We start from the raw sequence: 24,331 nt of genomic DNA on the forward strand, positions 1-24,331 counted from the left end.
CACTGTAAACATACCGCGCGGAGAGGCGGACGTCGAGCATGCAGACCATCCTGGGAGCGAACGGCCAGATCGCGACCGAGCTGGCCCGGGAACTGAGCCACGCGCACACCCGTGAGCTGCGCCTCGTCAGCCGGAATCCACGCAAGGTCAACGACACGGATGTGCTCGCGCGCGCCGATCTTCTCGACGCCGAACAGACGCGGGAGGCGGTCGAGGGCAGCGAGGTCGTGTACTTCACCGCCGGGCTGCCCGCCGACACCGCCCTCTGGGAGGAGCGGTTCCCACAGATGCTCCGCAATGCGCTGGATGCCGCGAGGGCCGCGAGGGCGAAGTTCGCGTACTTCGACAACACCTACATGTATCCGCAGGACGGCCGAGTTCAGACGGAGGAGACGCCGTTCGAGCCGGTCGGACGCAAAGGCCGGGTGCGGTCGGCGATGGCCTCGATGGTGCTCGAGGAGATGGCACGAGGCGACATCCCCGTCCTGATCGCCCGGGCACCGGAGTTCTACGGCCCGGGCCGCACTCAGAGCTTCACGAACGCCCTGGTCATCGACAGGCTCACCGCGGGCCGCAGGCCCCTCGTCCCGGTCCGGGACGACCGACGGCGCACGCTCATCTGGACCCCGGATGCGAGCCGCGCACTGGCCGCCCTGGGCAACGCGCCGGATGCCTTCGGTCAGACATGGCACCTGCCCGTGGACGGCGACCGTCCGACCTACCGCGACTTCGTGGCCATGGCCGGGGCGGCCTTCGGCCGGGACGCCCGCTACACCGTCGTCCCCAAGTGGGCGCTGACCGCCGCGGGCGTGGTCTCACCGCAGGTGCGCGAGCTCAGGGAACTGCTCCCGCGCTACGAGCACGACAACCTCTTCGACTCCGCGAAGTTCACGGACGCCTTCCCCGACTTCGATGTGACGACGTACCGCGCCGGGCTCGACGACATCCGTCGCGCAGCGGGAGCCCCGCCCGTCACAAGGTGAAGCGGCGCTCCACCGCGTTCCGCGGCCGATCGGCCTCTGATGCGAGATCTGCGCGGAGTTCGTCGTGCGTATCGTTCAACGCGTGCCGCTCGTCTCGCCAGTGGTCCGGTGAGCACTTGTATCCCGCGTCACGGCACCAGTCTGGCGGTTCACGGGGCACGAACTCCGGAGATCTCGCCTTCTCAGGAGCGAATCGAGCGGATCGATCCGGAGAACGCGGAATCTCCGGAGAACCCGTGGAAAGAGGTCGTTGAAGCGGAACTCCACCACTCCGTACCTCTCCGTGCCGTGTGGGATGAGCGAGGACAAACAGCTTCTGAGCGACCGCGCCGCCTCCTCTCTTCATCGAGCGAGAATCGAGCGACGCTCTTCACGGATCGCATCTTCGAATGCGTGCAACCAGGCAATGGCGGCCCTGCGCCGTTCATCGACTCGAGCCGTCTCGTTCATGAGACGCGACAAGAACAGAACGCCGACGGTGACTCCGACGATGATGGCCGCGGCGGTGAGAACGCCTGGAGGAAGGGCCGCAAGCATCGCAGTGAACAGCGCGACGAAGATGGCAGCAACTGCCCAAAAGGAGTTCAACTCGACGACGGCGTAACGCCGGAGCCCGGTCAAGACAGCCAGGCGCAAATCGGGTCGTCGACGCGTGCTCCGGAGGAAGCGGCTCACCTCCGGTGTTGTCGGCCATCGTCCGAGATCCGGCCAATAGTGGATCGCTCCCCGAGGAAGATCGGCGGGCACCTCCGTCGATGGTCGTCTCTTCACTTGCGGTTCCTCTCAAGCGCTGGTCGCAGCGACAGGTTAGACCGCGTCTCCGACATCACGACTCAGGTGGGCCAAGACCTGGCGCCCGAGTCGGTCGCTACGGACACGCGAACCCCGCGCCCACGAGACCATCCGCCAGCCCGCCCAAGCGTCGCTCTGGTACTCGAACACGTGATCGTTTCGGTACACAACGCCGAAGGCATCTCGAAGCCAACAGCCCGCTTGGCCAGTCGTGCCTCTAACCTGCGGCTGCACCAATTGGTTCCGTCTGATCACCGTCGCCGATGTTCAATGTCGGTGGCCGACGACACACTCCAAGCACAGCGTTCAAGCACAGAACCGAGGAGATGGACATGCCCCAGCCCGACCGTTACGTCAGCGTAAAGATCGAGTGCAGTTCTGGCCATCTCCACGACATCTGCGTCGAAATCGACCGTCAGGTTCCGCCTGAACTCCGCTGCGAGCCCACTTCGGGACCGGGGTACTCGAAAGGCGGTGGGGGAACCTGCACCATCCCCTCACCCGGCGAGCTCGCAGAAGCGACAAAGCGGGAACTTCGGGACAACTTCCAGGAGTCCAAGCGTCGCGGGCACGTACTCGTTCGTCGTTGAAGCCGGGAGCAGCGTACCGCCGCGCAATCCGCGAGAGTTTCGGTCGCCGTACGCCGCGCGGGCCGGCGTCACACGTTGAAGCGGAACTCCACCACGTCGCCGTCGGCCATGACGTAGTCCTTGCCCTCGATGCGGACGCGGCCCTTCGACTTCGCGTCGGCCATCGATCCGGCCTCGTCGAGATCGGCGAACGAGACGACCTCGGCCTTGATGAAGCCGCGCTCGAAGTCCGAGTGGATGACGCCGGCGGCCTGCGGGGCCGTCCAGCCCTTGCGGATCGTCCAGGCGCGGGACTCCTTCGGGCCCGCCGTGAGGTAGGTCTGCAACCCCAGCGTCTCGAAGCCGACGCGGGCGAGCTGGTCGAGGCCCGACTCCTGCTGGCCGAGCGACTGCAGCAGCTCGAGCGCCTCGTCGGGGTCGAGGTCGATGAGCTCCGACTCGACCTTCGCGTCCAGGAACACGGCCTTGGCCGGCGCGACGAGCGCGGCGAGCTCATCCATCCGCTCCGGGGAGGTCAGCACGCCTTCGTCCACGTTGAACACGAACAGCGTCGGCTTGGCGGTCAGCAGTCCGAGCTCGCGGATCGGCGAGATGTCGAAGCCGGCCTGGAACAGCGTCTTGCCCGAGTCGAGCACCGCCTTCGCGTCCTGCGCGGCCGCGAGCACACCGGCATCCGCCTTCTTGCCCTTGACCTCCTTCTCGAGGCGCGGGATCGCCTTCTCGAGGGTCTGCAGGTCGGCGAGGATCAGCTCGGTGTTGATCGTCTCCATGTCGGACGCGGGGTCGACCTTGCCGTCGACATGCACGACGTCCGCGTCGGCGAAGCCGCGCACGACCTGCGCGATCGCGTCGGCCTCGCGGATGTTCGCGAGGAACTGGTTGCCGAGGCCCTCGCCCTCGCTCGCGCCGCGGACGATGCCGGCGATGTCGACGAACGACACGGGAGCGGGAAGGATCCGCGCGGATCCGAAGATCTCCGCCAGCCGGTTCAGCCGCGGGTCGGGCAGCTCCACCACGCCCACGTTGGGCTCGATCGTCGCGAACGGGTAGTTCGCGGCGAGCACCGTGTTCTTGGTCAGGGCGTTGAAGAGGGTCGACTTGCCGACATTGGGAAGGCCGACGATTCCGATGGTAAGAGCCACGGGAGTCCAGTCTACGCGGGCCGGATCGGGCGGCTCGGATCAAGGCTTCCGTTCGAGCGTGCTGCGGAGTTGCGCCAACTCGTCGGCGAGGCGTGCAGTCTCGTCGGTCTTCTGCTGCTCACCGACCTTCTCGACGATCCACGAGGCGAGAGTCGCCGTGACGACGCCGATCAGCGCGATGCCGCCGATCATGAGGCCTGCGGCGACGGCCCTTCCGACGAGAGTCACCGGGAAATAATCGCCGTATCCGACCGTGGTGACGGTCACCAGCGCCCACCAGAGCGCATCTCCAAACGTGCTGATCGGTCCGCCCTGCCCTCGTTCGGCATCGAGGACGGCGAGCGCGGCGACGTAGATCAGCAGAATCGACGCGCCCGAGACGTAGATGATGATCCGGCCGCGAAGAGCAGTCCCGGCGGTGCGCTGCAGAACCGCCAAGATCGTCACGAGTCGGAGCAGCCGCAGCGGGCGCAGCATTGGCAACACCACGATCAGCAGGTCGAAGAGATGCCGCGCGAACCACCTTCCCCGGTTCGCTGCGAGGTACAGGTTCGCCACGTAGTCCACCAGGAACAAGCCCCACGTGGCCCAGATCACGGTCTCGGCGACGATGCCGGCCGCGTCCGTCGGGTTGGCGAGAACCTCCATGGAGTACGCGACGAGGTAGGCGAGGGCGGCGATCGTGAGCGGCCAGTCGGCGAGCCTCGCCCAGCGCTCGGTGGTCATGCGCGAGAGTATGGCAGAAGCCCCGGGCGCGATGGGCCGATGGTCTTGCGACCGCTGACGGCACCGTGACCTCGTCCCGGCCCGCCCCCTGTCCTTGCACCGGGGATCCCGAGTAACGCGCTGACGAGCGGGCACAGTGCGCGTCGTGAAGAGAATGCGCGGCGCATCTCCACCGCCAACACACGATTCGAGACGGCGCCCGTCCCTCCGCCCCCTTCTTGGCGATCTCGTCCCGATTGTGCGACCTACGGTCGAGCGGCGACGCCGGGCGGTGCGCCTGCCAAGCGCCCTGCGGCTCCGAGGATCCGTGGAGGTGAGGATGCGACGCTGGAATGATGACCTCCGCACCACCCGAGACGACAGCGACCCCCTCCGCCGACCGGCGGTTCTTCGGACACCCCCTCGGGCTGCTGACGCTCTTCACGACCGAGATGTGGGAGCGCTTCAGCTTCTACGGCATGCGCGCCATCCTGCTGCTCTTCCTCACGGCCGAGCTCGCGGAGGGCGGCCTCGCGCTCGACGAGACCACCGGCCAGGCGCTCGTCGCGATCTACGGCACCGGCGTCTACCTGCTGACGATCGTCGGCGGCTGGCTCGCCGACCGGATCATGGGATCCCGCCGCGCCACGCTCTACGGCGGCATCGTGATCGCCGCGGGTCACGTGAGCCTCGCCCTCCCGGGCGGCGCGTTCACGTACCTCGGCATGATCCTGGTCGCCGTCGGCACGGGCCTGCTGAAGTCGAACGTGTCGACCATGGTCGGCGACCTCTACGCCCGCGACGACGCCCGCCGCCAGTCGGCGTTCTCCATCTTCTACATGGGCATCAACCTCGGCTCGTTCTTCTCGCCGCTGATCATCGCCCTGGTGCGCATGGCGTTCGGCTTCCACGCCGGCTTCCTGGTCGCCGCGATAGGCATGGCCTTCGCGGTCGTCTTCTTCATCGGCGGCCGCCGCCTGCTCTCCGCCGAGGGCGATGTCGTGGCGAACCCGATCCCGCGCGACGAGCTGCCGAAGGTGATCCGGATGATCGCCCTCGTCCTCGCGGGCGTCGCGGTGATCGCGCTCATCGCCTCGCTGCTGCAGGGCGGCTGGGGTATGGACGCGATGATCGACACGCTCAGCTACGTCGGCCTGATCGCGCCGGTGGTCGCGTTCGTCCTGATGTACCGCTCCCCCAAGGTCACGGCGCCCGAGCGCAGCCGCCTGCTGGCCTACATCCCGCTGTTCATCGCGGCCATGCTGTTCTGGATGATCCTGGACCAGGCGGCGACCACCATGACGACGTTCGCCGATCAGCGCACCGACCTGAACGTGTTCGGTCTGCAGATCGGCGCCGAGATGTTCCAGTCGATCAACCCGTTCGTGATCTTCGTGTTCGCGCCCGTGTTCGCGTGGATCTGGGTCAAGACCGACGACCGCCCCGCCGTGCCGTACAAGTTCGCGATCGGCCTGTCGCTCGCGGCCGTGTCGTTCGTGGTGCTGGCGGGCGGCGCGTGGCTCGCGGGCGACGGCAAGGCGCCCGCCGTCCTGCTGATCGCGGTCTACGTGATCCAGACGATCGGCGAGCTGTTCCTCTCCCCCGTGGGCCTCGCGGCCACCACGCTGCTGGCGCCGAGGGCGTTCCGCGGCCAGGCGATGGGCCTGTGGTTCCTCGCGCCGGCGGCCGGATCCGCCATCACGGCGCAGGTCGTGCAGGCGACCGAGGGCGCCTCGGATGTGGCGTACTTCGGCTGGACCGGAGTGGTCGCGGCGGTCTTCGCGGTCGCGCTGTTCGCGGTGAGCCCGTGGGTGCGCCGCCTCATCCACCAGGCCGACCAGGCCGAGGGCGTGCACACCTCCGGCGACTGACGCCCCTCTCGATCGAAGCCCCGGCGGCGCGCCTGCCGGGGCTTCGTCGTGCCGCCGCGGAGACTCGATCCGTGGCTCTGGACTTCACGGCGATCGACTTCGAGACGGCGAACGGATCGCGCGCCTCGGCGTGCCAGGTCGGGCTCACGAAGGTGCGGGACGGCAAGGTCGTCGAGACGGCCGGATGGCTCATCCGCCCGCCCGCCGGACACGACGCGTTCCTGGAGTGGAACACCCGGATCCACGGCATCACGGAAGAGGACGTCGTCGACGCCCTCGGCTGGGACGAGCAGATCGAGGATCTGATCGGATTCGCGGGCGAAGACGTGCTCGTCGCGCACAACGCGAGCTTCGACATGGGCGTGCTGCGCGCCGCGTGCGAGGTCACGCGCTACGACCTGCCCGCGTACCGCTACGCGTGCACGCTGCAGGTCGCCCGCAAGGTGTATCGCCTGCCGTCCTACCGGCTCCCGGTCGCCGCGGAGGCCGCGGGCTTCTCCGGCTTCGCCCACCACGACGCGATCGCCGACGCGCTCGCGTGCGCGCACATCCTGATCGACGCCGCGCGCCGCTCGGGCGCCGACGACGTCGACGCCCTCGCCGGCCTGATCGGCACCCGGATCGGCCGGATCGCGCCGGCGGTCATCGCGGCCTGACGCCGCGCGGCGCCGACGTCCCCGACACGACGCAGGACCGGATCCGCGCACCGGGCACGTCGCCCTCGGCAACACGCGGATCGGCCGCGCGGAGCGGCCGGTGGTTCCTGCGTTGTGCACGCGCCGAGCGCCGCGCGCGGCGATGTCGGTGGCCCCGGCGATGATCGGCGCATGGACGCACTCGCCCTTCTGCTCATGATCGTCGCCCTCGCCGCGGGCGCGGCGATCGGCTGGTTCGCGCGCGCCACGCGATCGGCCCGCGACACCACCGCGCTCGCTGCTCGCGAGGCCGAGGTCGCCGGGCTGCGCGAGGCGCTCGAGCGGGAGCAGGATCTGCGACACGACGCGATCGCGCACGCGCAGGCCGAGCGCGCCGAGGCCGACGAGCGCGCGCGGCGCGAGAGCGCGGTGCTCACCGCCCTCTCCCCCGTGCGCGAGAGCCTGCACCGCATGCAGCAGCGCGTGGACGAGATGGAGCGCGAGCGGCACAGCCAGTTCGGCACGATCGCCGAGCAGCTGCGCCGCGCACAGGCGTCCGACGAGGCGCTGCGGACCACGACCGAGTCGCTCGCGGGAGCGCTGCGCTCGACGACCGCGCGCGGCGTGTGGGGCGAGACGCAGCTGCGCCGCGTCGTGGAGTCGGCGGGGCTCGTCCGGCACGTCGACTTCGACACGCAGGCCACCCTGACCGGCGACGACGTCTCGGGCCGCCCGGACATGGTCGTGCGCCTGCCCGGCGACAAGGCCATCGCGATCGATGCCAAGGCGCCCCTCGACGCGTTCCTCGACGCCGCCGCGATCCCGGACTCCGCGGCGGGCGACGACGCGCGGCGCCGCCGCGAGCTGCTGAAGCAGCACGTCAAGGCCGTTCGCGGCCACGTCGACGCGCTGGCCCGCAAGGCGTACTGGACCGGGCTCGCCTCGAGCCCCGAGTTCGTCGTGTGCTTCCTGCCGAGCGAGTCGATCCTCGCCGTGGCTCTCGACGAGGACCCGACGCTGCTGGAGTACGCGTTCTCGAAGCGCGTCGCCCTGGCCTCCCCCGTCAACCTCTGGGCGGTGCTGAAGACCGTCGCCTACGCGTGGACGCAGCAGGAGGTCTCCGACGAGGCGCGCACGCTGTTCACGCTCGGCAACCAGCTGTACGAGCGGCTCGGCACGCTCGCCCAGCACGCCGACAGCCTGCGCCGCGCGATCGAGCGCACGGTCGACAGCTACAACAGGTTCGCCGGATCGCTCGAGTCGCGTGTGCTGGTCACGGCGCGTCAGTTCCCGGGGATCGACGAGACGAAGCTCGCCGCCACCCCCGAACCGCGCCCGCTGCACGCGACCACGCGGCGCATGGCGGCGCCCGAGCTCATCGGCGCGCTCGAAGACGCGCCCGTGACCGAGTCGATCGCGACGCGCCTGGATCAGTCGCGCCTGGCACCCGTGGATGCCGACGAGGAGGCGATCAGCCGGGGATGAAGCTCAGCAGCGCCGTGACGGCGCCGGAGAACCCCACGAAGGCGCCGACGAACCACCACGCGCTGGGTTCCTGACCGGGTGCGCGACGCACGCGCAGAAGCACATCCGGACGACGTGCCGGGTCGGTGAACACCGGCTGCGGAGCGCTCTGGTCCGAGACGTGCTGAACCGGCGCGTGCTGTACTGACATGCCTTCGCCCCCTGCTGTGTCGGACATTCCGCCTCGCCCATTCTTCCAGACGCAACCTCGGAAGACGGTCACAGCTCCATCACGCGCGCCGCGCGCCGCGGGATCAGGTGCGGATCAGAGCCACTTCGAGACGGGGTGGTCCGAAGAGATCCGGCGCAGCGTGCCCGAGTGGCTGCGCAGCACGACGCTCTCCGTGTACACGAAGTCCCCCTCGCGGCGCACACCCGCGACCAGCTGGCCGTCGGTGACGCCCGTCGCGACGAACAGCGTGTTGTTGCCGGCGACGAGCTCATCGGCCTCGTAGACGTAGTCCATCTTGAGCCCCGCATCCAGGCCCTTCTGGCGCTCCTCGTCGTCGCGCGGCCACAGTCGGCCCTGGATGTGGCCGCCGAGCGCCTTGATGGCGCACGCCGTGACGATGCCCTCGGGACTGCCGCCCACGCCCACGCACATGTCGGTGCGCGCATCGTGGCGTGCCGCGTTGATGCCGCCGGCGACATCGCCGTCGCTCATGAGGCGGGTTCCAGCGCCCGCCTCGCGGATCTCGTCGATGAGCTTCTCGTGGCGCGGGCGGTTCAGCACCGACACGACCATCTCGTCGACGGGCTTGCCGAGCGCCTTCGCCAGGCGGTGGATGTTCTCCGCGATGGGGAGGCGGATGTCGACGACGCCCACGCCGGCGGGGCCCGTCACGAGCTTGTCCATGTAGAACACGCTCGACGCATCCAGCATCGTGCCGCGGTCGGACATGGCGATCACGGACAGCGCGTTCTGGCGACCGGCGGCCGTGAGCGACGTGCCGTCGATCGGGTCCACCGCGATGTCGTACGAGCGCCCGTTGCCGGTCCCCACGTGCTCGCCGTTGAACAGCATCGGGGCGTTGTCCTTCTCGCCCTCGCCGATCACCACGACGCCGTCGAAGTCGACCGTCGACAGGAACGCCCGCATGCCGTCGACGGCGGCGCCGTCCGCCGCCTCCTTCGCCCCGCGACCGATGAACGGCACGGCTCGGATCGCGGCGGCCTCCGTGGCGCGCACGAGCTCGAGGGCGATGTTCCGGTCGGGGTGGAGGGGAGACATGTCGGAGGTCTGCATGCTCCGAGCGTATTGGGATGCCGTCTCGGATTTCCGGCGCGTCGCGCCGGAGGAAGCCGAGTTCTTTCGAAAACCGCAAAGGTGCACGCTCCGCGCGCCGGCCCGACGGCATGAACCGATGACTTTCCCTAGACTGGCGGCGAATCATCGCCCACTTCCAAGGAGCAGATATGGCCTTCGCCACCCCGGATCAGTACGCAGAGATGCTCGACCGCGCGAAGGCCGGCGGCTTCGCGTATCCGGCGATCAACGTCTCGAGCTCGCAGACGATCAACGCGGTGCTCCAGGGCCTCCAGGAGGCCGGCAGCGACGGCATCCTGCAGGTGACCACGGGCGGTGCCGACTACTTCGCGGGCCACACGATCAAGAACCGTGCGATCGGCGCCATCGCCATGGCCGAGTACGTCAAGCGCGTCGCCGCGTCGTACGACATCACCGTCGCCGTGCACACCGACCACTGCCCGAAGGACGCGCTCGACAGCTTCCTGCTGCCGATCCTGGCGGCCTCGGAGGAGCAGGTGAGGGCCGGCGGCGCGCCCATCTTCCACTCGCACATGTGGGACGGATCGGCCGTGCCGCTGGACGAGAACATCCAGATCGCGAGCGAGCTGCTCCCCCGCCTGCACAACATCAACGCGATCCTCGAGATCGAGGTCGGTGTGGTCGGCGGCGAGGAGGACGGCGTCAAGCACGAGGGCTCCAACGAGGCGCTGTACACGACCGTCGCCGACGTCGCGAAGGCCGTCGAGACGCTCGGCCTGGGCGAGAAGGGCCGCTACATCTCGGCCCTCACGTTCGGCAACGTGCACGGCGTCTACAAGCCGGGCAACGTCAAGCTCCGCCCCGAGCTGCTCGGCGAGATCCAGGAGGGCATCAAGGCGCAGTTCGGCACCGGCGACAAGCCGCTCGACCTCGTGTTCCACGGCGGCAGCGGCTCGACCGACGAGGAGATCGCCACGGCGGTGTCCAACGGCGTCATCAAGATGAACATCGACACCGATACGCAGTACGCCTTCACACGCTCGGTCGCCGGCTACATGCTCGGCAACTACGAGGGCGTCCTGAAGATCGACGGCGAGGTCGGCAACAAGAAGCAGTACGACCCGCGCGCGTGGGGCAAGGTCGCCGAGACGGCGATGGCCGCCCGCGTCGTCGAGGCCACCAAGCAGCTCGGCTCGGCGGGCCGGTCGCAGAAGGCCTGAGTCCCGTACTCCACGAACCGCCTCGGCGCCGCTCCCGCGGGCCGGGGCGGTTCGCGCGTTCCGGGCCGGGGCGGGGTCGGCGGGTCAGCCCGCCGCGGTGAGCTGCGCCGCGACCGCGTCGTACAGCGCGCGCGACGCGACGAATCGCGCCTCGTCATCCGCCTGCGACAGCACGACCGCGTACACGCGCACGGTCCTGTCGCCGACGACGATGTCCTTGGCCGACAGCAGGTTGCTGCCGTCGAGCGTGCCGGTCTTGATCCCGACCACGCCCGGATCCGCCAGCAGGTCGTTCGTGTTCTCCACGTGTCCCGCGCCGGGAAGCTCCACCTCGGACGTGGCGACGATCTCGGCGATCACCCGGTCCTCGAGCGCCTGTCGCCCGAGTTCGATGAGCGCCGACGGCGTGGCCGTGTTCGTGGGGTCGATGCCGGTGGGCTCGACCACCGAGATGCCGTCCAGGCCGCGCGCAGCGAGGAACTCCCCCGCGGCCTGCGCATAGGCGGCGTCGTCGCCCCAGATGTCGGTCACCAGGATGTCCGCGTAGTTGCACGCCGAGCCGAGCAGCATGCCCTGCAGCAGCTGGTACTGCGTGAGCGAGCCGCCCACCGGGACCGGCAGCGCCGACTCGTCGCGGTAGAGGTCTCCTCGTACGAGTCGTTCCACTTCTCCACGAAGTGGTAGTCGGGCCCGGACTCGCCGGCCGCGAGGGGCTTGGCCTCGAGCACCATCATCGCCGTGAGCAGCTTCGTGACGCTCGCCATGGCGTGCGGCTCGTCCGACGGCGTGAGCGTCTCGCCGTCCCCGATCGCGACAGCGGCCGCCCCCTCGCGAGGCCAGGGGATGTCGGAGGCGTCGAGCGCGGGAAGCGCCGCCGCCTCCGCGGCCGCCTGCTCCTCGGCCACGGCGCGGGGCGCGTCGCGCGCTCCCACGGCGGAGTCGGCGAAAGTCGTGATGCCCGCGCCGAGTCCGACGGCCAACGCGACGAACAGCCCGAAGCGCGCGAGGCGCAGGCGTCGTTTCCGGCTGAGGGGGCTCATCGCCCCTCAGTCTGACCCACGCGGCGGCGCTTTCTCGGCAGACCCGCCCCGGATTCCTACCCTGATCCGCCCCTGACCGGACCCGGACCGGCGTCAGCCGCCGGCCTGGCGCAGCACCGCGTCGAAGATCGCGGGGTCCGACAGCAGGGCGAACGTCACGAGCGCGCCGGAGATCGCGTTGAACACGACGCCGCCCGCCAGCGGGACCCAGAATAGGATCCATCCGCGCCGGTGCGCAAGCCACGTCAGCCAGGCGGTGACGATCCACCCGACGACGAGCACGACGGCCGCCGCGATGCCCCATCCGCCCACGCTCGTGACGTCGAAGTCGTCCGCGTCGAGGCCCAGCGCGGTCAGCAGGGACGCCGGCTCCAGGATCGCGGGGATCGCGTTCACGAAGCTCAGCAACCCGTAGACGAGCAGCGCGACGGCCGTGGCCCGGTCGAGGATCCGGCCCGGCGACAGGGCCGCGCGCGCCACGGCGGCGGTCGCCGGCGCGGCTTCCGACCGCGCGACGGGCGGCGGCACGGGAAGCGGGTGGCGGATGCGGGCGGCCTGCTCCTCCGGCGTCGCGTACTCGCCGTACTGAGGGCGCGGGCGGTCGCCCGGGACGGCGTCGGTCACGCGCGTCCCCGGCCGCCGATCGCGCGGGCGTCGCGGCGGCCGGTGGCGTCCTGGCGAAGCTCCTTCGGCAGCGAGAACATCAGGTCCTCCTCGGCCGTGCGCACCTCCTCGACGTCGCGGTAGCCGGCACCGGAGAGCTCGGAGAGCACCTCCTGCACCAGGACCTCGGGCACCGAGGCGCCGCTCGTGACGCCGACGGTCTCGACGCCGTCGAGCCACTCCTGGCGCACCTCGTCGGCGTAGTCGACGCGGTACGCGGCCTTGGCGCCGTGCTCGAGCGCGACCTCGACCAGGCGGACGCTGTTGGACGAGTTCGCGGATCCGACCACGATCACGAGGTCGGCGCCCTTCGCGACCTTCTTGATCGCCACCTGGCGGTTCTGCGTGGCGTAACAGATGTCGTCGGACGGCGGATCCTGCAGCTCGGGGAAGCGCACGCGCAGGCGCCGCACGGTCTCCATGGTCTCGTCGACCGAGAGCGTGGTCTGCGAGAGCCACACGACCCTGCTGGGGTCGGCGACGTCGACGGTGTCGGCCTCCTCCGGCGAGTTCACGATCGTGACGTGATCGGGAGCCTCTCCCGCGGTGCCCTCGACCTCCTCGTGACCGGCGTGGCCGATCAGCAGGATGTGCCGGTCGTCGCGGGCGAAGCGGACGGCCTCGCGGTGCACCTTCGTCACGAGCGGGCACGTGGCGTCGATCGCCTGCAGCCCGCGATCGGCCGCGGCGTTCACGACCGCCGGCGAGACGCCGTGCGCGCTGAACACGACGTGCGCGCCCGGAGGCACCTCGTCGACTTCGTCGACGAAGATCGCGCCCTTGGCCTCGAGCTCGGTCACGACGTGGATGTTGTGCACGATCTGCTTGCGCACGTACACGGGCGAGCCGTAGCGCTCGAGGGCCTTCTCGACGGCGATGACCGCGCGGTCGACGCCCGCGCAGTATCCGCGGGGGGCCGCCAGCAGCACCCGCTTGTGTCCGGGCACCGGGATATCCTGAAGGGGCTCGGTTCGGACCTGCGCACGACGCGCCGGAACGGCGGGCACGGGCAGCGAGATGGCGGTGGCGCTCACGTCTCGAGTCTACGGTGGGCCCCCTGGATGCGGCCCGAGCGCCGCCAGGAAGCAGGGATCGCCTGCGGCCCATGACCGACCGAAGGGAGCCGAGGTGACGTCGTTCCAGCCCGTCGCGGTGCCGGGCGACGCTCCGCCGCCCGACAGCGTGGCTCCCCGCGACTCGACGCCCGACGCCCCCACGTCGATCCACCGCCTGAATCAGACCATCAAGGGCTTCATCGAGCGCTGGGGCTCGGTCTGGGTCGAGGGCGAGATCACGTCGTGGAACGTGCGCGCCGGCGCCGTGTACGCGCGACTGAAGGACGTCCAGGGGGACGCGCAGATCTCCATCCGGATCTGGTCGAGCGCCCGGAACCGGATGCCCGCAGACCTGAAGGTCGGCGACCACGTCGTCGCGTGCGTCAAGGCCGACTTCTATCCGCGCGGCGGCGACTTCTCCTTCCAGGTCTCCGCGATGCGGCACGTCGGCCTCGGCGAGCAGCTGGAGCGGCTGGAGCGGCTGCGCGCGCAGCTGCGGTCGGAGGGACTGTTCGACGCCGCGCGCAAGAAGGCGCTGCCGTTTCTGCCCCACTGCATCGGCCTGATCACGGGCGAGCGCAGCGACGCCGAGAAGGACGTGCACCGCAACGCCGAGCTGCGCTGGCCGCAGGTGCGCTTCCGCACCGAGTACGCGGCCGTGCAGGGCGACCGGTGCGTGCCGGAGACGCTCGCGGCGCTGCAGCGGCTGGATGCCGATCCCGAGGTCGACGTGATCGTGATCGCGCGCGGCGGCGGCGATCCGCAGACCCTGCTGGGCTTCAGCGACGAGCGCCTGCTGCGTGCGGTCGCGGCGGCGCGGACGCCGATCGTGAGCGCGATCGGGCACGAGAACGACCATCCGCTGCTGGACGACGTCGCCGACCTGCGCGCCTCGACGCCCACGGACGCCGCCAAGCGGGTGGTGCCCGACGTGGGCGAGCAGCGCGCGATCGTCGCGCAGCTGCGCTCGCGGCTGACGATGCGCCTCACGCAGCGCATCTCGCACGACATGGCCCAGCTCGAGCAGCTGCGCTCGCGTCCCGCCCTGCGCTCCCCCGAGCACCTCATCCGGACCCGCACGCAGGACGTGTGGCAGCTCGTGACCCGCGGCCGCGACCTCGCCGAGCGACGCGTCGAGCAGGGTCAGCGGCGCACCGCCGAGCTGCGCGCCTCGCTGCGCGCCCTGTCCCCCGCGGCGACGCTCGCGCGCGGCTACGCGATCGCGCACGCGGACGGCGGCGTGATCCTGCGCGACGCCGCGCAGGCGCCGTCGGGCACCCGGATCGTCGTGACGCTGGAGCGCGGATCGGTGGGAGCCACGTCCACGGGCGAGCTCCCGGAGGGGCCGACGACCGCCGCGTCCGAGACGTCGGACCCCGGAAAGTAGGATGGATCCCGTGACTTCGGACACCGCCCTCGACGGAGCAGCACTCCCGGACGTCGCGACGCTCTCGTTCGAGCAGGCGCGCGACGAGCTGGTGCGCGTGGTCGGCGAGCTCGAGCAGGGCGCGCCCACGCTCGAGCACTCGCTCGCCCTGTGGGAGCGCGGCGAGGCCCTCGCGGCGCGCTGCGACGAGTGGCTGCGCGGGGCCAAGCGCCGGCTCGAGGCGGCCCAGGCCGCGGGCGACGCCGGAGACGACGCCTGATGGCCCGCGAGCCCCGCATCGTCGCCGAGCTCGGACGTCCGGAGACGTCCGAGGAGACGGCGGTCCGCAAGGCGGCCAACACCAGGGCCTACCGCGAGAGCCAGAACTTCCGGAACCTGATCGTCGCGCTGCTCGCGACGCTCGCGATCGTCGTGGTGATCTTCCTGGTCGTGCCGCGCGGCGGGCCCGGCGCGCACCGCAGCATCGATCCGGCCGCCGCCGCGCAGGCCGCCGAGGGGGCGTACGGCCGCAGCGTGATCGTGCCGCACGTGCCCGAACCCGAGGGCGATCGGGGCAACGGCTGGTTCGTGAACGACGCGCGCGTCGTGGACGGCGAGATCGCACAGTGGGAGGTGCTCTACGTCCCCGGAGACAGCAGCTTCCTCCGGTTCGTGCAGGGCTTCGACGGCGACGCGACGTGGGCCGCGCAGCAGCTCGGTGGCACGGCCCCGTCGGGCGAGGTCGAGATCGCGGGTGTCGTGTGGCAGACGTACGACGTCGATCCCTCCGCCAACAAGAACGTGACCTACGCGCTCGGCACGCAGGCCGGCGCCGATCACCTCCTGCTGTACGGCACGTCCAGCCCCGACAAGACCGCGGAGGTCGCGGAGATGATCGCGCCGCAGGTGCGTGCGCTGACCGAGGAGAGCGAATGACGCATGTGACCCCCGACGAGGCCTGGGCGAGCATGGTCGCGGGCAACGCCCGGTTCGTCGCCGGCGAGCCCGAGCACCCGCACCAGGACGTCCAGCGTCGCAGCGAGATCGCCGCCGCGCAGACGCCGCGCGCCGCGCTGTTCGGCTGCTCCGACTCCCGCCTCTCCGCCGAGATCATCTTCGACATGGGCCTGGGCGACCTGTTCGTCGTGCGCAACGCGGGCCAGGTGGCGGGCGACTCGATCGTCGGCAGCCTCGAGTACGCCGTCGAGGTGCTGAAGGTGCCGCTGATCGTGGTGCTCGGCCACGACGAGTGCGGCGCCGTGCGCGCCGCGATCGAGAGCACGCACGCGGATGCGCCCGTCCTGCCGCCGACGATCTGGCGCCTGATCGCTCCGATCGTCCCCGCCGTGCGCCGCGTCCTGCGCGCCGGCGCCGACGCGGGCGTCACGCCGGAGACCGTCGACGCCGACCGCGTCGGCCGCGAGCACCTGCGCGACACCGTCACGGCGCTGCTGCAGCGCTCCGAGCTGATCAGCACGGCCGTCGCCGAGCGCCGCCTGGCGATCGTGGGCGCGAACTACCGGCTCGCGGAGGGCACCGTGGTGCCCGACGTCATCCTGGGCACGCAGCAGCACGACGCCGCCTGACCAGGCCCCCACCCGAACCCGATCCCAACCGGAGGAACGACGAAGTGACCGAGATCGAGTACCGCATCGAGCACGACACCATGGGCGAGGTGCGGGTCCCCGCGTCCGCGCTGTACCGGGCGCAGACGCAGCGCGCCGTGGAGAACTTCCCGATCTCGGGCAAGGGCCTGGAGTCGTCGCAGATCGCCGCGCTCGCGCGCATCAAGAAGGCCGCCGCGCTCGCCAACAAGGAGCTCGGCACGCTCGACGGCGCCATCGCCGATGCGATCGCCGCCGCCGCGGACGAGGTCGTCACGGGCGCGCACGACGCGCACTTCCCCGTCGACACGTACCAGACCGGATCCGGCACGTCGTCGAACATGAACATGAATGAGGTGCTCGCCACCCTCGCAACGCAGAAGCTCGGCGCGGACGTGCACCCCAACGACCACGTCAACGCGTCGCAGTCCTCCAACGACGTGTTCCCGACGTCGGTGCACGTCGCCGTGACGCAGGCCCTCATCGAGGACCTCGTGCCCGCACTCGACCACCTCGCGAAGGCGTTCGAGGCGAAGGCCGAGCTGTGGAAGGACGCCGTCAAGTCGGGCCGCACGCACCTGATGGACGCCACGCCCGTCACGCTCGGCCAGGAGTTCGGCGGCTACGCCCGCCAGATGCGCCTCGGCATCGAGCGCGTCGAGGCGGCGCTGCCCCGCGTGGCCGAGGTGCCGCTCGGCGGCACCGCCGTCGGCACGGGCATCAACACGCCCCTCGGCTTCCCGCAGAAGGTCATCGAGCTGCTCGCGGCCGAGACCGGCCTGCCGATCACCGAGGCGAAGGACCACTTCGAGGCGCAGGCCAACCGCGACGGTCTCGTCGAGGCCTCCGGCGCGCTGCGCACGATCGCGGTGTCGCTCACCAAGATCAACAACGACCTGCGCTGGATGGGCTCGGGCCCGAACACGGGCCTCGGGGAGCTGCACATCCCCGACCTGCAGCCCGGCTCCTCGATCATGCCCGGCAAGGTCAACCCGGTCGTGCCCGAGGCCGTGCTGATGGTCTCCGCGCGCGTGATCGGCAACGACGCCACGGTCGCCTGGGCCGGCGCGTCGGGCGCGTTCGAGCTGAACGTGGCGATCCCAGTGATGGGCACCGCGCTGCTCGAGTCGATCCGCCTGCTCGCGAATGCCACGCGCGTGCTCGCCGACAAGACGGTCGACGGCCTGCAGGCCAACCTCGAGCGCGCTGCGGCCTTCGCCGGCATGAGCCCGTCGATCGTCACGCCGCTGAACAAGCTGATCGGCTACGAGGCCGCGGCGAAGATCGCCAAGCACTCGGTCGCCAAGGGCATCACGGTGCGCGAGGCCGTGATCGACCTCGGCTACGTCGAGCGCGGCGAGCTCACCGAGGCGCAGCTCGACGAGAAGCTCGACCTGCTCTCGATGACGCACGCGGGCTGATCCGGCCGCACGCGACAGAGGTCCGGGGGACGTCGTCCCCCGGACCTCTGTCGCGTCTCCCCCGGACCGGCGGCCGTGAAGCCCTCATCGGACGTTCTCCCGCTCGTCACCCTGACGCTCTAACGTCGGTGCTCCGCGTACGACGACGTCACAGAGGAGCACCGATGCCCTTGCGCCCCCACACCCGCGGCCTGATCGCGGCCGCCGCGGCCGCCGCTCTCGCCCTCGGCACCGCCACGCCGGCGCTGGCGAGCCCGCCCGCGTCCGCGTCCCGCCACGAGGAGGGACGCGGCCACGGTCAGGACCACGGCCGCCAGGACGACCGGCGCCACGACCGCGGCGGCAGCCTGCGGGTCGCGACGTACAACCTGTCGCTCAACCGCCTCGCGGCCGGGCAGCTGGTGACCGACCTGTCCACCGGCGCCGATACGCAGGCGCGCACGGTCGCCGAGGTCATCCAGCGCGCCGCGCCCGATGTCGTGCTGCTCAACGAGTTCGACTACGTCGAGGGCAACGTCGCGGCCGACCTGTTCCGCGAGAACTACCTCGAGGTCAGCCAGAACGGCGCGCCCGCCGCCGAGTACCCCTACGCCTTCGTCGCGCCGTCGAACACGGGCGTCCCCAGCGGATTCGACCTCAACAACAACGGCGCCGTCGGCGGTGGCGACGACGCGCTGGGCTTCGGCGACTTCCCCGGGCAGTACGGCATGCTCGTGCTCTCCAAGTACCCGATCGCGACCGGCCAGGCGCGCACCTTCCAGCACTTCCTGTGGAAGGACATGCCGGGCGCGCTGCTGCCCGACGATCCGGCCACGGCCGCGCCCGCCGACTGGTACACGCCGGACGAGCTCGCGGTGTTCCCGCTGTCGAGCAAGTCGCACTGGGACGTGCCCGTGCGCGTCGGCCGCGAGACCGTGCACGTGCTGGCCGCGCATCCCACGCCTCCGACGTTCGACGGCGCCGAGGACCGCAACGGCACGCGCAACCACGACGAGATCCGCTTCTGGGCCGACTACGTCACGCCCGGCGCCGGACGCTACATCTACGACGACAAGGGACGCCGCGGCGGTCTCTCGCCGTCCGAGTCGTTCGTGATCGTCGGCGACCAGAACGCTGATCCCCTCGACGGCGACTCCGTCGCCGCGGCGATCGACCAGCTGCTCGACAACCGCCGCGTCCAGGATCCGAAGCCGACGTCGAAGGGCGCCGTCGAGGCGGCCGCGCTGCAGGCCGGCGCGAACACGAGCCACCGCGGCGACCCGCGCTACGACACGGCCGACTTCGCCGACACCGCGCCGGGCAATCTCCGCGCCGACTACGTGCTGCCCTCGCGCGACCTCCGCGTGACCGGCTCGGGCGTGTTCTGGCCGGTGCAGGCCGACCCCTTGTCGCGACTGACCGGGGTCTACCCGTTCCCGTCCAGCGACCACCGACTGGTCTGGGTCGACCTCGCCCTGAAGCACGCGAAGCGCTGACCCCGGAGCCGGAGGGGCTGGGAGGGACGATCCTCCCGGCCCCTCCGCTCCGGTCGCTCACCAGGGCAGCGATCCGTCCTCGTCCTGGTAGGTGCCCGTGGGGCCGTCGGCGCCGAGCGTCGCGAAGCGCGCGACGAACCGCGCGCTCTCCGCCGCCGGTCGGCCGATGCCGTACGCGGCCGTGAAGTCCGTCGCCGTGGCGCCCGGCTCCACCGCGTTGAACCGGATCGTCGGATGCGTCTTGGCGTACTGCACGGTGATCATGGTCGCCGCCGCCTTGGACGCGGAGTACAGCATCAGGCTCATGCCGGACTCGGGGCGCTCGGGGTCGTTCACGATCGCGAACGACCCCAGGCTGCTCGAGACGTTGACGACGCGCGGGTCCTCCGACTCGCGCAGCAGCGGCAGCGCCGCCTCCGTGACGCGCACGATGCCCACCGCGTTGGTGTCGAATGCCCGCAGGGCCGCCGGTCCGTCGACGACCCCGTCGGCCAGGATGCCCGCGTTGTTCACCAGCACGTCCAGCCGGCCCTCCGCAGCCGCGATCGTCCCGAGAGCGCTCGCCACCGACGCGTCGTCGGTCACGTCGAGCTGCACGAAGCGCGCGCCGAGCTCGGCCGCCGCCTTCTCGCCTCGCCCGGCGTGGCGCGCGCCGAGGTACACGTCGTGGCCCCGGGCGATCAGCTGGCGGGCGGTCTCGTAGCCGATGCCCTTGTTGGCGCCGGTGATCAATGTGACGGTCATGCGTCCCTCTCTCGAATAGAAAGCCCGAGTGGGCCGTTGAAGGACGCTATGGACGTCCGGACCCCGCACCCAGAGCCCTCTCGAGCCAGGGGTGCGGCAGAGCCCCCTCTCGCCGGATACGCCGCCGGCACCGCGGCCTACGGTCGTCCCATGGCAGAAGCGGCGAACTCCCTGGGCGCCTTCCTGCGCGCCCGCCGCGAGCTGGTGACCCCCGCCGAGGCGGGCGTCCCCGAGTACGGGGTGCGGCGCGTCCCGGGACTGCGGCGCGAGGAGGTGGCGCTGCTCGCCGGCATCAGCGCCGACTACTACCTGCGCCTCGAGCGCGGCCGCGACCGACGGCCGTCCGTGCAGGTGCTGGAGTCCATCGCGCGCGTGCTGCGCCTCGACGACGAGCACCTTGCCCACCTGCTGTCGCTCGCGGCGGACGCTCCGCGCCGGCGCCGGGCCCGCCCGCGCCGGGAGACGGTGCCGGCGCGTCTGCGGACGCTCGTGGACTCGCTCGCTCAGCCCGCCTTCGTGGAGGGGCGGTACTTCGACGTGCTCGCCTCCAACCGCCTGGGTCGGGCGCTGTCGCCCGGCATGACCCCCGGCCGCAACCAGCTGCGAGACCTGTTCCTGGACCCGGTCGCACGGGACCTGCATCCGGACTGGGAGGCGATGACCGAGTGCTTCGTCGCGAGCCTGCGCCAGGTCGTGGGCGCGGACGTGGACGATCCGCGGTTCATCGACCTCATCGGGGAGCTGTGCCTGGCGAGCCCGCGGTTCAGCCGGCTCTGGGGGCGGCACGAGGTGCGCGGCCAGTACGGCACGCCGATCCGGTTCGATCATCCGCAGGTCGGGCCGCTGACGCTGAACCGCGAGCGGATGGCCGTCGGCGGCGCGGACGGTCTCATGCTCGTCGTGTACCACGCGGATCCCGGATCGGCGGACGCCGACCGGCTCGCGATGCTCGCGTCCGCCGACCTTCCGTCGGCCGCCCTCGCGGAGACCCGCGCATGACGACCATCGGCGTCCTGGGCGCCGGTCAGACCGGTACGACGATCGCGCGCGCCGCGATCGCGCGGGGCCACGACGTCGTGATCGCCAGCACCCGCGATCCCCGGTCCCTCGCGGGCCTCGTCGACGACCTCGGCCCGCGGGCGCGGGCGGCGACCGCCGGGGACGCCGCCGAGGCGGGCGACTTCGCGATCCTCGCGTTCCGTTACACGCCCGCCGACGTGCTGCCCGTCGAACAGCTGTCAGGCAAGGTCGTCCTCGACACGAACAACTACATGCCGTGGCGGGACGGCATCTACCCCGAGGTCGCGTCCGGGCGGCGGACCGTGCACGAGCTGCGCCAGCGGCAGCTGCCGCGCTCGATGATCGCCAAGGCCTTCACGCACATCCAGCATCACGCGCGCCCCGAGATCCGTGTGCCCAGCGACGCGCTTCCGGGGCTGTTCCGCCTCGCGCGGCCCGCTGGCGCGCCGGACCGGAGGGCGCTGGTCGTCTCGAGCGACCATCCCGAGGCCGTGGACCTCGTCACGCGCCTCTACGACGAGCTGGGCTTCGACACGGTCGACAACAGCCCGCTGAGCGAGTCGTGGCGCAGCGCCCCGGGCACGCCCATGTGGCGCCACTCCACCGACGGCCAGACGCGCGACGAGCTCATCCGCCGCCTGGCGCAGGCGGTCCGCCCCTCGGCGTGAGGACGGGAACGGGCCCGGAGGATCACCCCCGGGCCCGTTGCACGGCATCGCGCCGCGCCGCGTCAGCAGCAGCGCGCGCCGGGGTTCGCGTCCTGCTCGCTGTACACGCACCGCCAGTACTCGCGCGGCGCCATGGGCTCGCGATCCGGATGCGCGGCGCGCTCGTGCGCGACGTAGGCGTCGTACCTCGACTCCCCCGTCACGCCCCTGACGTACCAGACGATGGCGCGCCAGGCCCGGCCCGGCGCCCCGAGGGCGCCGGACCGGGACTCGGCGACGGTGTCAGTGACCACGGGTCGGCTGCAGCTCCGCGGGAAGCGCGTCCCACTCCTTCTCGAGCGCGCGCTCCTCGGCCGAGGCGAACAAGCCGGCCGGGGCGAACCGCTTCGACGGCACGGCCGCGTCCTCGTTGTCGATGATCTCGGTCGCGCGGAACGCCTTGACCACCTGGATGATCGCCACCGTGACCACGATCGCGGTCAGCGCCAGGAAGACGATCGACAGCGTGCCCTGGATGAACGAGTTGCGCACGGTCGCCTCCGCCGCCGCGAGCTTGGCCGCGTCGTCCGCACCCGGCGCGAAGTCGACGTACGTGCCGTTCGCCAGACCGTCGCGGAACTTCACGTGGTTCGCCCAGTAGCCCACCGCCGGGGTCGGCGAGAAGATCTTCAGGAACGAGGCGGTGAAGGTCACGACCGTGACGAACGCCAGCGGCAGCGCGACGACCCACAGCCCCTTGAAGGTGCGGCGGCGCGCGATGATCGTCATCACGATCGCGAGCGCGATCGCGGCGAGCAGCTGGTTCGAGATGCCGAACAGCGGGAACAGCGTGTTGATGCCGCCGAGCGGGTCGGTGACGCCCATCAGCAGCACGGCGCCCCAGCCGGCGACCATGATCGCCGTGCAGATCCAGGCGCCCACGCGCCAGGAGGTGTCCTTGAACCGCGGGATCAGGTTGCCGATCGAGTCCTGCAGCATGAACCGCGCGACGCGCGTGCCGGCGTCGACCGCGGTCAGGATGAACAGCGCCTCGAACATGATCGCGAAGTGGTACCAGAAGCCCAGCCACGCGGTGCCGCCCACCCACTGGTGCAGGATGTTCGCCAGGCCCATGGCCAGCGTGGGCGCGCCGCCGGTGCGGGAGATGATCGACTCCTCGCCGACACCCGCCGCCGCGCTGTTCAGCATCTCCGGGGTGACGTTCACGCCGGTGAGCCCCAGGCTGTTGACGAACGCGACCGCGCCCTCGACTGTGCCGCCGGTGGCGGCCACGGACGAGTTCATGGCGTAGTACAGGCCCTGGTCGATCGAGATCGCGGCGACCAGCGCCATGATCGCGACGAACGACTCCATGAGCATGCCGCCGTAGCCGAGGAAGCGCGTCTGCTTCTCCTTCTCGACCATCTTCGGCGTGGTGCCCGACGAGATCAGCGCGTGGAATCCCGACAGGGCGCCGCACGCGATCGTGACGAACAGGAACGGGAAGAGGCTGCCGGGCCACACCGGGCCGGTCTCGCCGCCGGCGAAGATGCTGAACGCCGGGACCTCGATCTCGGGACGGACGAAGACGATCGCGACCGCGAGCAGCAGGATCACGCCGATCTTCATGAACGTCGACAGGTAGTCGCGCGGGGCGAGCAGCATCCACACGGGCAGCACCGCGGCGATGAAGCCGTAGATGATGATGCACCACGCGATGGTCGTGCGGTCGAGCCCGAAGATCGCCTGGCCCCAGTCGCTCGCGCCGACGTACTGTCCGGCGACGATCGCGGCCATCAGCAGCACGAAGCCGATGAGCGAGACCTCGGCGATCTTGCCGGGCCGGATCCAGCGCAGGTACGCGCCCATGAACAGGGCGATCGGGATGGTCATCGCCACCGAGAAGACGCCCCACGGGCTCTCGCCGAGGGCGTTGACGACGACAAGCGCGAGGATCGCCGTGATGATGATCATGATGAGCAGCGTCGCGAGGATCGCGGCGGCGCCGCCGAAGCGGCCCAGCTCGTCCTTGGCCATCTGACCGAGCGAGCGGCCGCCGCGACGCATCGAGAAGAACATCACCAGGTAGTCCTGGACCGCGCCCGCGAGCACGACGCCCACGATGATCCAGATCGTGCCGGGCAGGTAGCCCATCTGCGCCGCGAGCACCGGGCCGGTCAGCGGGCCGGCGCCGGCGATGGCGGCGAAGTGATGGCCGAAGAGCACGCGGCGGTCGGTCGGGACGTAGTCCTTGCCGTCGGCCTTGTACTCCGCGGGCGTCGCGCGGCGGTCATCGGGCCGCGTGATCAGGCGCTCGATGTACTTCGAATAGAAGCGGTAGAAGATCAGGTAGGTCGCGACGGCGGCGAACACGAACCAGATCGCGTTCACGGTCTCGCCGCGCACGATCGCGAGCATCGTCCAACCGAGGCCGCCGAGCAGCGCCACGACCACCCAGATCACGACCTTGAGCGGTGTCCACTTCGGCTTCTCGTCGACCGCGACGGGCGGAAGCGCCCGCTCTCGGGTCCGTGCTGTGGTGTCAGACATGTGCGCAGGCTCCTTCGTCGTGGGCACAGGAAAGCGGCCAGGATCGCCGACCGCGG

24 protein-coding genes are annotated in these 24,331 nt (G+C 70.8%); 13 read left to right on the top strand and 11 right to left on the bottom strand.

The genetic code is table 11. The annotated features are described in order from the left end of the window. Positions 1-38 precede the first annotated feature (38 nt). Positions 39-983 (top strand): NAD-dependent epimerase/dehydratase family protein, encoded by a 945-nt coding sequence (locus AAD528_RS05160; protein ID WP_345750979.1) that lies wholly within the window; start codon positions 39-41, stop codon positions 981-983. A 342-nt stretch (positions 984-1,325) separates the two neighbouring features. Here AAD528_RS05160 and AAD528_RS05165 read toward each other — a convergent pair whose 3' ends face one another. The 3 genes from AAD528_RS05165 to AAD528_RS05175 form a co-directional block, all read right to left on the bottom strand. Further along, positions 1,326-1,658, bottom strand: a complete 333-nt coding sequence (locus tag AAD528_RS05165) for a hypothetical protein (protein ID WP_345750980.1) — start codon at positions 1,656-1,658, stop codon at positions 1,326-1,328. Between the two features lie 775 nt (positions 1,659-2,433). Further along, positions 2,434-3,507, bottom strand: a complete 1,074-nt coding sequence (ychF, locus tag AAD528_RS05170; protein ID WP_345750981.1) for a redox-regulated ATPase YchF — start codon at positions 3,505-3,507, stop codon at positions 2,434-2,436. A gap of 39 nt (positions 3,508-3,546) precedes the next feature. Continuing rightward, positions 3,547-4,233: a potassium channel family protein gene (locus AAD528_RS05175; protein WP_345750982.1), complete on the bottom strand. Its 687-nt coding sequence runs from the start codon at positions 4,231-4,233 to the stop codon at positions 3,547-3,549. 335 nt (positions 4,234-4,568) lie between these two features. Between AAD528_RS05175 and AAD528_RS05180 the strand changes: the two genes are divergently transcribed. The 3 genes from AAD528_RS05180 to AAD528_RS05190 all read left to right on the top strand — a co-directional run bounded on the left by AAD528_RS05180 (position 4,569) and on the right by AAD528_RS05190 (position 8,203). Continuing rightward, a complete protein-coding gene (locus tag AAD528_RS05180; RefSeq protein WP_345750983.1) occupies positions 4,569-6,083 on the top strand; it encodes a peptide MFS transporter in 1,515 nt (504 codons plus the stop codon). 71 nt (positions 6,084-6,154) lie between these two features. Then, on the top strand, positions 6,155-6,739 hold the full coding sequence (locus AAD528_RS05185; protein ID WP_345750984.1) for a 3'-5' exonuclease: 585 nt from the start codon (positions 6,155-6,157) through the stop codon (positions 6,737-6,739). 171 nt (positions 6,740-6,910) lie between these two features. Further along, positions 6,911-8,203 (top strand): DNA recombination protein RmuC, encoded by a 1,293-nt coding sequence (locus tag AAD528_RS05190; protein WP_345750985.1) that lies wholly within the window; start codon positions 6,911-6,913, stop codon positions 8,201-8,203. Here the strand turns inward: AAD528_RS05190 and AAD528_RS05195 are convergent. Both AAD528_RS05195 and glpX read right to left on the bottom strand, forming a co-directional pair. Further along, the gene (locus tag AAD528_RS05195) at positions 8,190-8,393 is read right to left on the bottom strand and encodes a UDP-N-acetylmuramyl pentapeptide phosphotransferase (protein ID WP_345750986.1); all 204 of its coding nucleotides are present in this window, start codon (positions 8,391-8,393) and stop codon (positions 8,190-8,192) included. The genes AAD528_RS05190 and AAD528_RS05195 overlap by 14 nt on opposite strands. A 114-nt stretch (positions 8,394-8,507) precedes the next feature. Continuing rightward, positions 8,508-9,488 (bottom strand): class II fructose-bisphosphatase, encoded by a 981-nt coding sequence (gene glpX, locus AAD528_RS05200; RefSeq protein WP_345750987.1) that lies wholly within the window; start codon positions 9,486-9,488, stop codon positions 8,508-8,510. A 170-nt stretch (positions 9,489-9,658) separates the two neighbouring features. On the opposite strand from glpX, the gene fbaA reads away from it, so the two are divergent. Then, a complete protein-coding gene (gene fbaA, locus AAD528_RS05205) occupies positions 9,659-10,690 on the top strand; it encodes a class II fructose-bisphosphate aldolase (protein ID WP_345750988.1) in 1,032 nt (343 codons plus the stop codon). 84 nt (positions 10,691-10,774) lie between these two features. Here the strand turns inward: fbaA and AAD528_RS05210 are convergent, their stop codons facing one another. The 3 genes from AAD528_RS05210 to AAD528_RS05220 form a co-directional block, all read right to left on the bottom strand. Further along, complete coding sequence (locus tag AAD528_RS05210; protein ID WP_345750989.1) at positions 10,775-11,356, bottom strand: D-alanyl-D-alanine carboxypeptidase family protein; 582 nt, start codon at positions 11,354-11,356, stop codon at positions 10,775-10,777. 467 nt (positions 11,357-11,823) lie between these two features. After that, positions 11,824-12,354 carry a DUF6264 family protein gene (locus AAD528_RS05215; RefSeq protein WP_345750990.1) on the bottom strand — a complete coding sequence of 177 codons (531 nt, stop codon included), beginning with the start codon at positions 12,352-12,354 and terminating at the stop codon, positions 11,824-11,826. Beyond that, entirely contained in the window at positions 12,351-13,400 is a 1,050-nt protein-coding gene (locus tag AAD528_RS05220) for a 4-hydroxy-3-methylbut-2-enyl diphosphate reductase (RefSeq protein ID WP_375339593.1), read from the bottom strand. Before AAD528_RS05220 ends, AAD528_RS05215 begins: the two co-directional genes overlap by 4 nt. A 121-nt stretch (positions 13,401-13,521) precedes the next feature. On the opposite strand from AAD528_RS05220, the gene xseA reads away from it, so the two are divergent. The 6 genes from xseA to AAD528_RS05250 all read left to right on the top strand — a co-directional run bounded on the left by xseA (position 13,522) and on the right by AAD528_RS05250 (position 19,314). Then, positions 13,522-14,835 carry an exodeoxyribonuclease VII large subunit gene (gene xseA / locus AAD528_RS05225; RefSeq protein WP_345750991.1) on the top strand — a complete coding sequence of 438 codons (1,314 nt, stop codon included), beginning with the start codon at positions 13,522-13,524 and terminating at the stop codon, positions 14,833-14,835. 1 nt (position 14,836) lies between these two features. After that, a complete protein-coding gene (locus AAD528_RS05230) occupies positions 14,837-15,094 on the top strand; it encodes an exodeoxyribonuclease VII small subunit (protein WP_345750992.1) in 258 nt (85 codons plus the stop codon). Continuing rightward, on the top strand, positions 15,094-15,750 hold the full coding sequence (locus AAD528_RS05235) for a DUF4245 family protein (RefSeq protein ID WP_345750993.1): 657 nt from the start codon (positions 15,094-15,096) through the stop codon (positions 15,748-15,750). Before AAD528_RS05230 ends, AAD528_RS05235 begins: the two co-directional genes overlap by 1 nt. Further along, positions 15,747-16,400 (top strand): carbonic anhydrase, encoded by a 654-nt coding sequence (locus AAD528_RS05240; RefSeq protein WP_345750994.1) that lies wholly within the window; start codon positions 15,747-15,749, stop codon positions 16,398-16,400. The genes AAD528_RS05235 and AAD528_RS05240 overlap by 4 nt, the downstream gene beginning before the upstream one ends. Positions 16,401-16,444: 44 nt before the next feature. Continuing rightward, on the top strand, positions 16,445-17,839 hold the full coding sequence (locus AAD528_RS05245; protein WP_345750995.1) for a class II fumarate hydratase: 1,395 nt from the start codon (positions 16,445-16,447) through the stop codon (positions 17,837-17,839). A gap of 164 nt (positions 17,840-18,003) precedes the next feature. Beyond that, positions 18,004-19,314: an endonuclease/exonuclease/phosphatase family protein gene (locus AAD528_RS05250; RefSeq protein ID WP_345750996.1), complete on the top strand. Its 1,311-nt coding sequence runs from the start codon at positions 18,004-18,006 to the stop codon at positions 19,312-19,314. Between the two features lie 57 nt (positions 19,315-19,371). Here AAD528_RS05250 and AAD528_RS05255 read toward each other — a convergent pair whose 3' ends face one another. Beyond that, complete coding sequence (locus AAD528_RS05255) at positions 19,372-20,058, bottom strand: SDR family NAD(P)-dependent oxidoreductase (protein WP_345750997.1); 687 nt, start codon at positions 20,056-20,058, stop codon at positions 19,372-19,374. A gap of 150 nt (positions 20,059-20,208) precedes the next feature. On the opposite strand from AAD528_RS05255, the gene AAD528_RS05260 reads away from it, so the two are divergent. Beyond that, entirely contained in the window at positions 20,209-21,057 is an 849-nt protein-coding gene (locus tag AAD528_RS05260; RefSeq protein WP_345750998.1) for a helix-turn-helix domain-containing protein, read from the top strand. Beyond that, positions 21,054-21,746 (top strand): NADPH-dependent F420 reductase, encoded by a 693-nt coding sequence (locus AAD528_RS05265; RefSeq protein WP_345750999.1) that lies wholly within the window; start codon positions 21,054-21,056, stop codon positions 21,744-21,746. Before AAD528_RS05260 ends, AAD528_RS05265 begins: the two co-directional genes overlap by 4 nt. A 62-nt stretch (positions 21,747-21,808) precedes the next feature. On the opposite strand, the gene AAD528_RS05270 is transcribed toward AAD528_RS05265, so the two are convergent. Continuing rightward, entirely contained in the window at positions 21,809-22,039 is a 231-nt protein-coding gene (locus AAD528_RS05270) for a YbdD/YjiX family protein (RefSeq protein WP_345751000.1), read from the bottom strand. Further along, positions 22,029-24,275, bottom strand: a complete 2,247-nt coding sequence (locus tag AAD528_RS05275) for a carbon starvation CstA family protein (RefSeq protein ID WP_345751001.1) — start codon at positions 24,273-24,275, stop codon at positions 22,029-22,031. The genes AAD528_RS05270 and AAD528_RS05275 overlap by 11 nt, the downstream gene beginning before the upstream one ends. Between the last annotated feature and the right edge of the window lie 56 nt (positions 24,276-24,331).

Origin of the sequence: Microbacterium rhizophilum (assembly GCF_039605615.1) — a bacterium.
Taxonomy (GTDB): Bacteria; Actinomycetota; Actinomycetes; order Actinomycetales; family Microbacteriaceae; genus Microbacterium; species Microbacterium rhizophilus.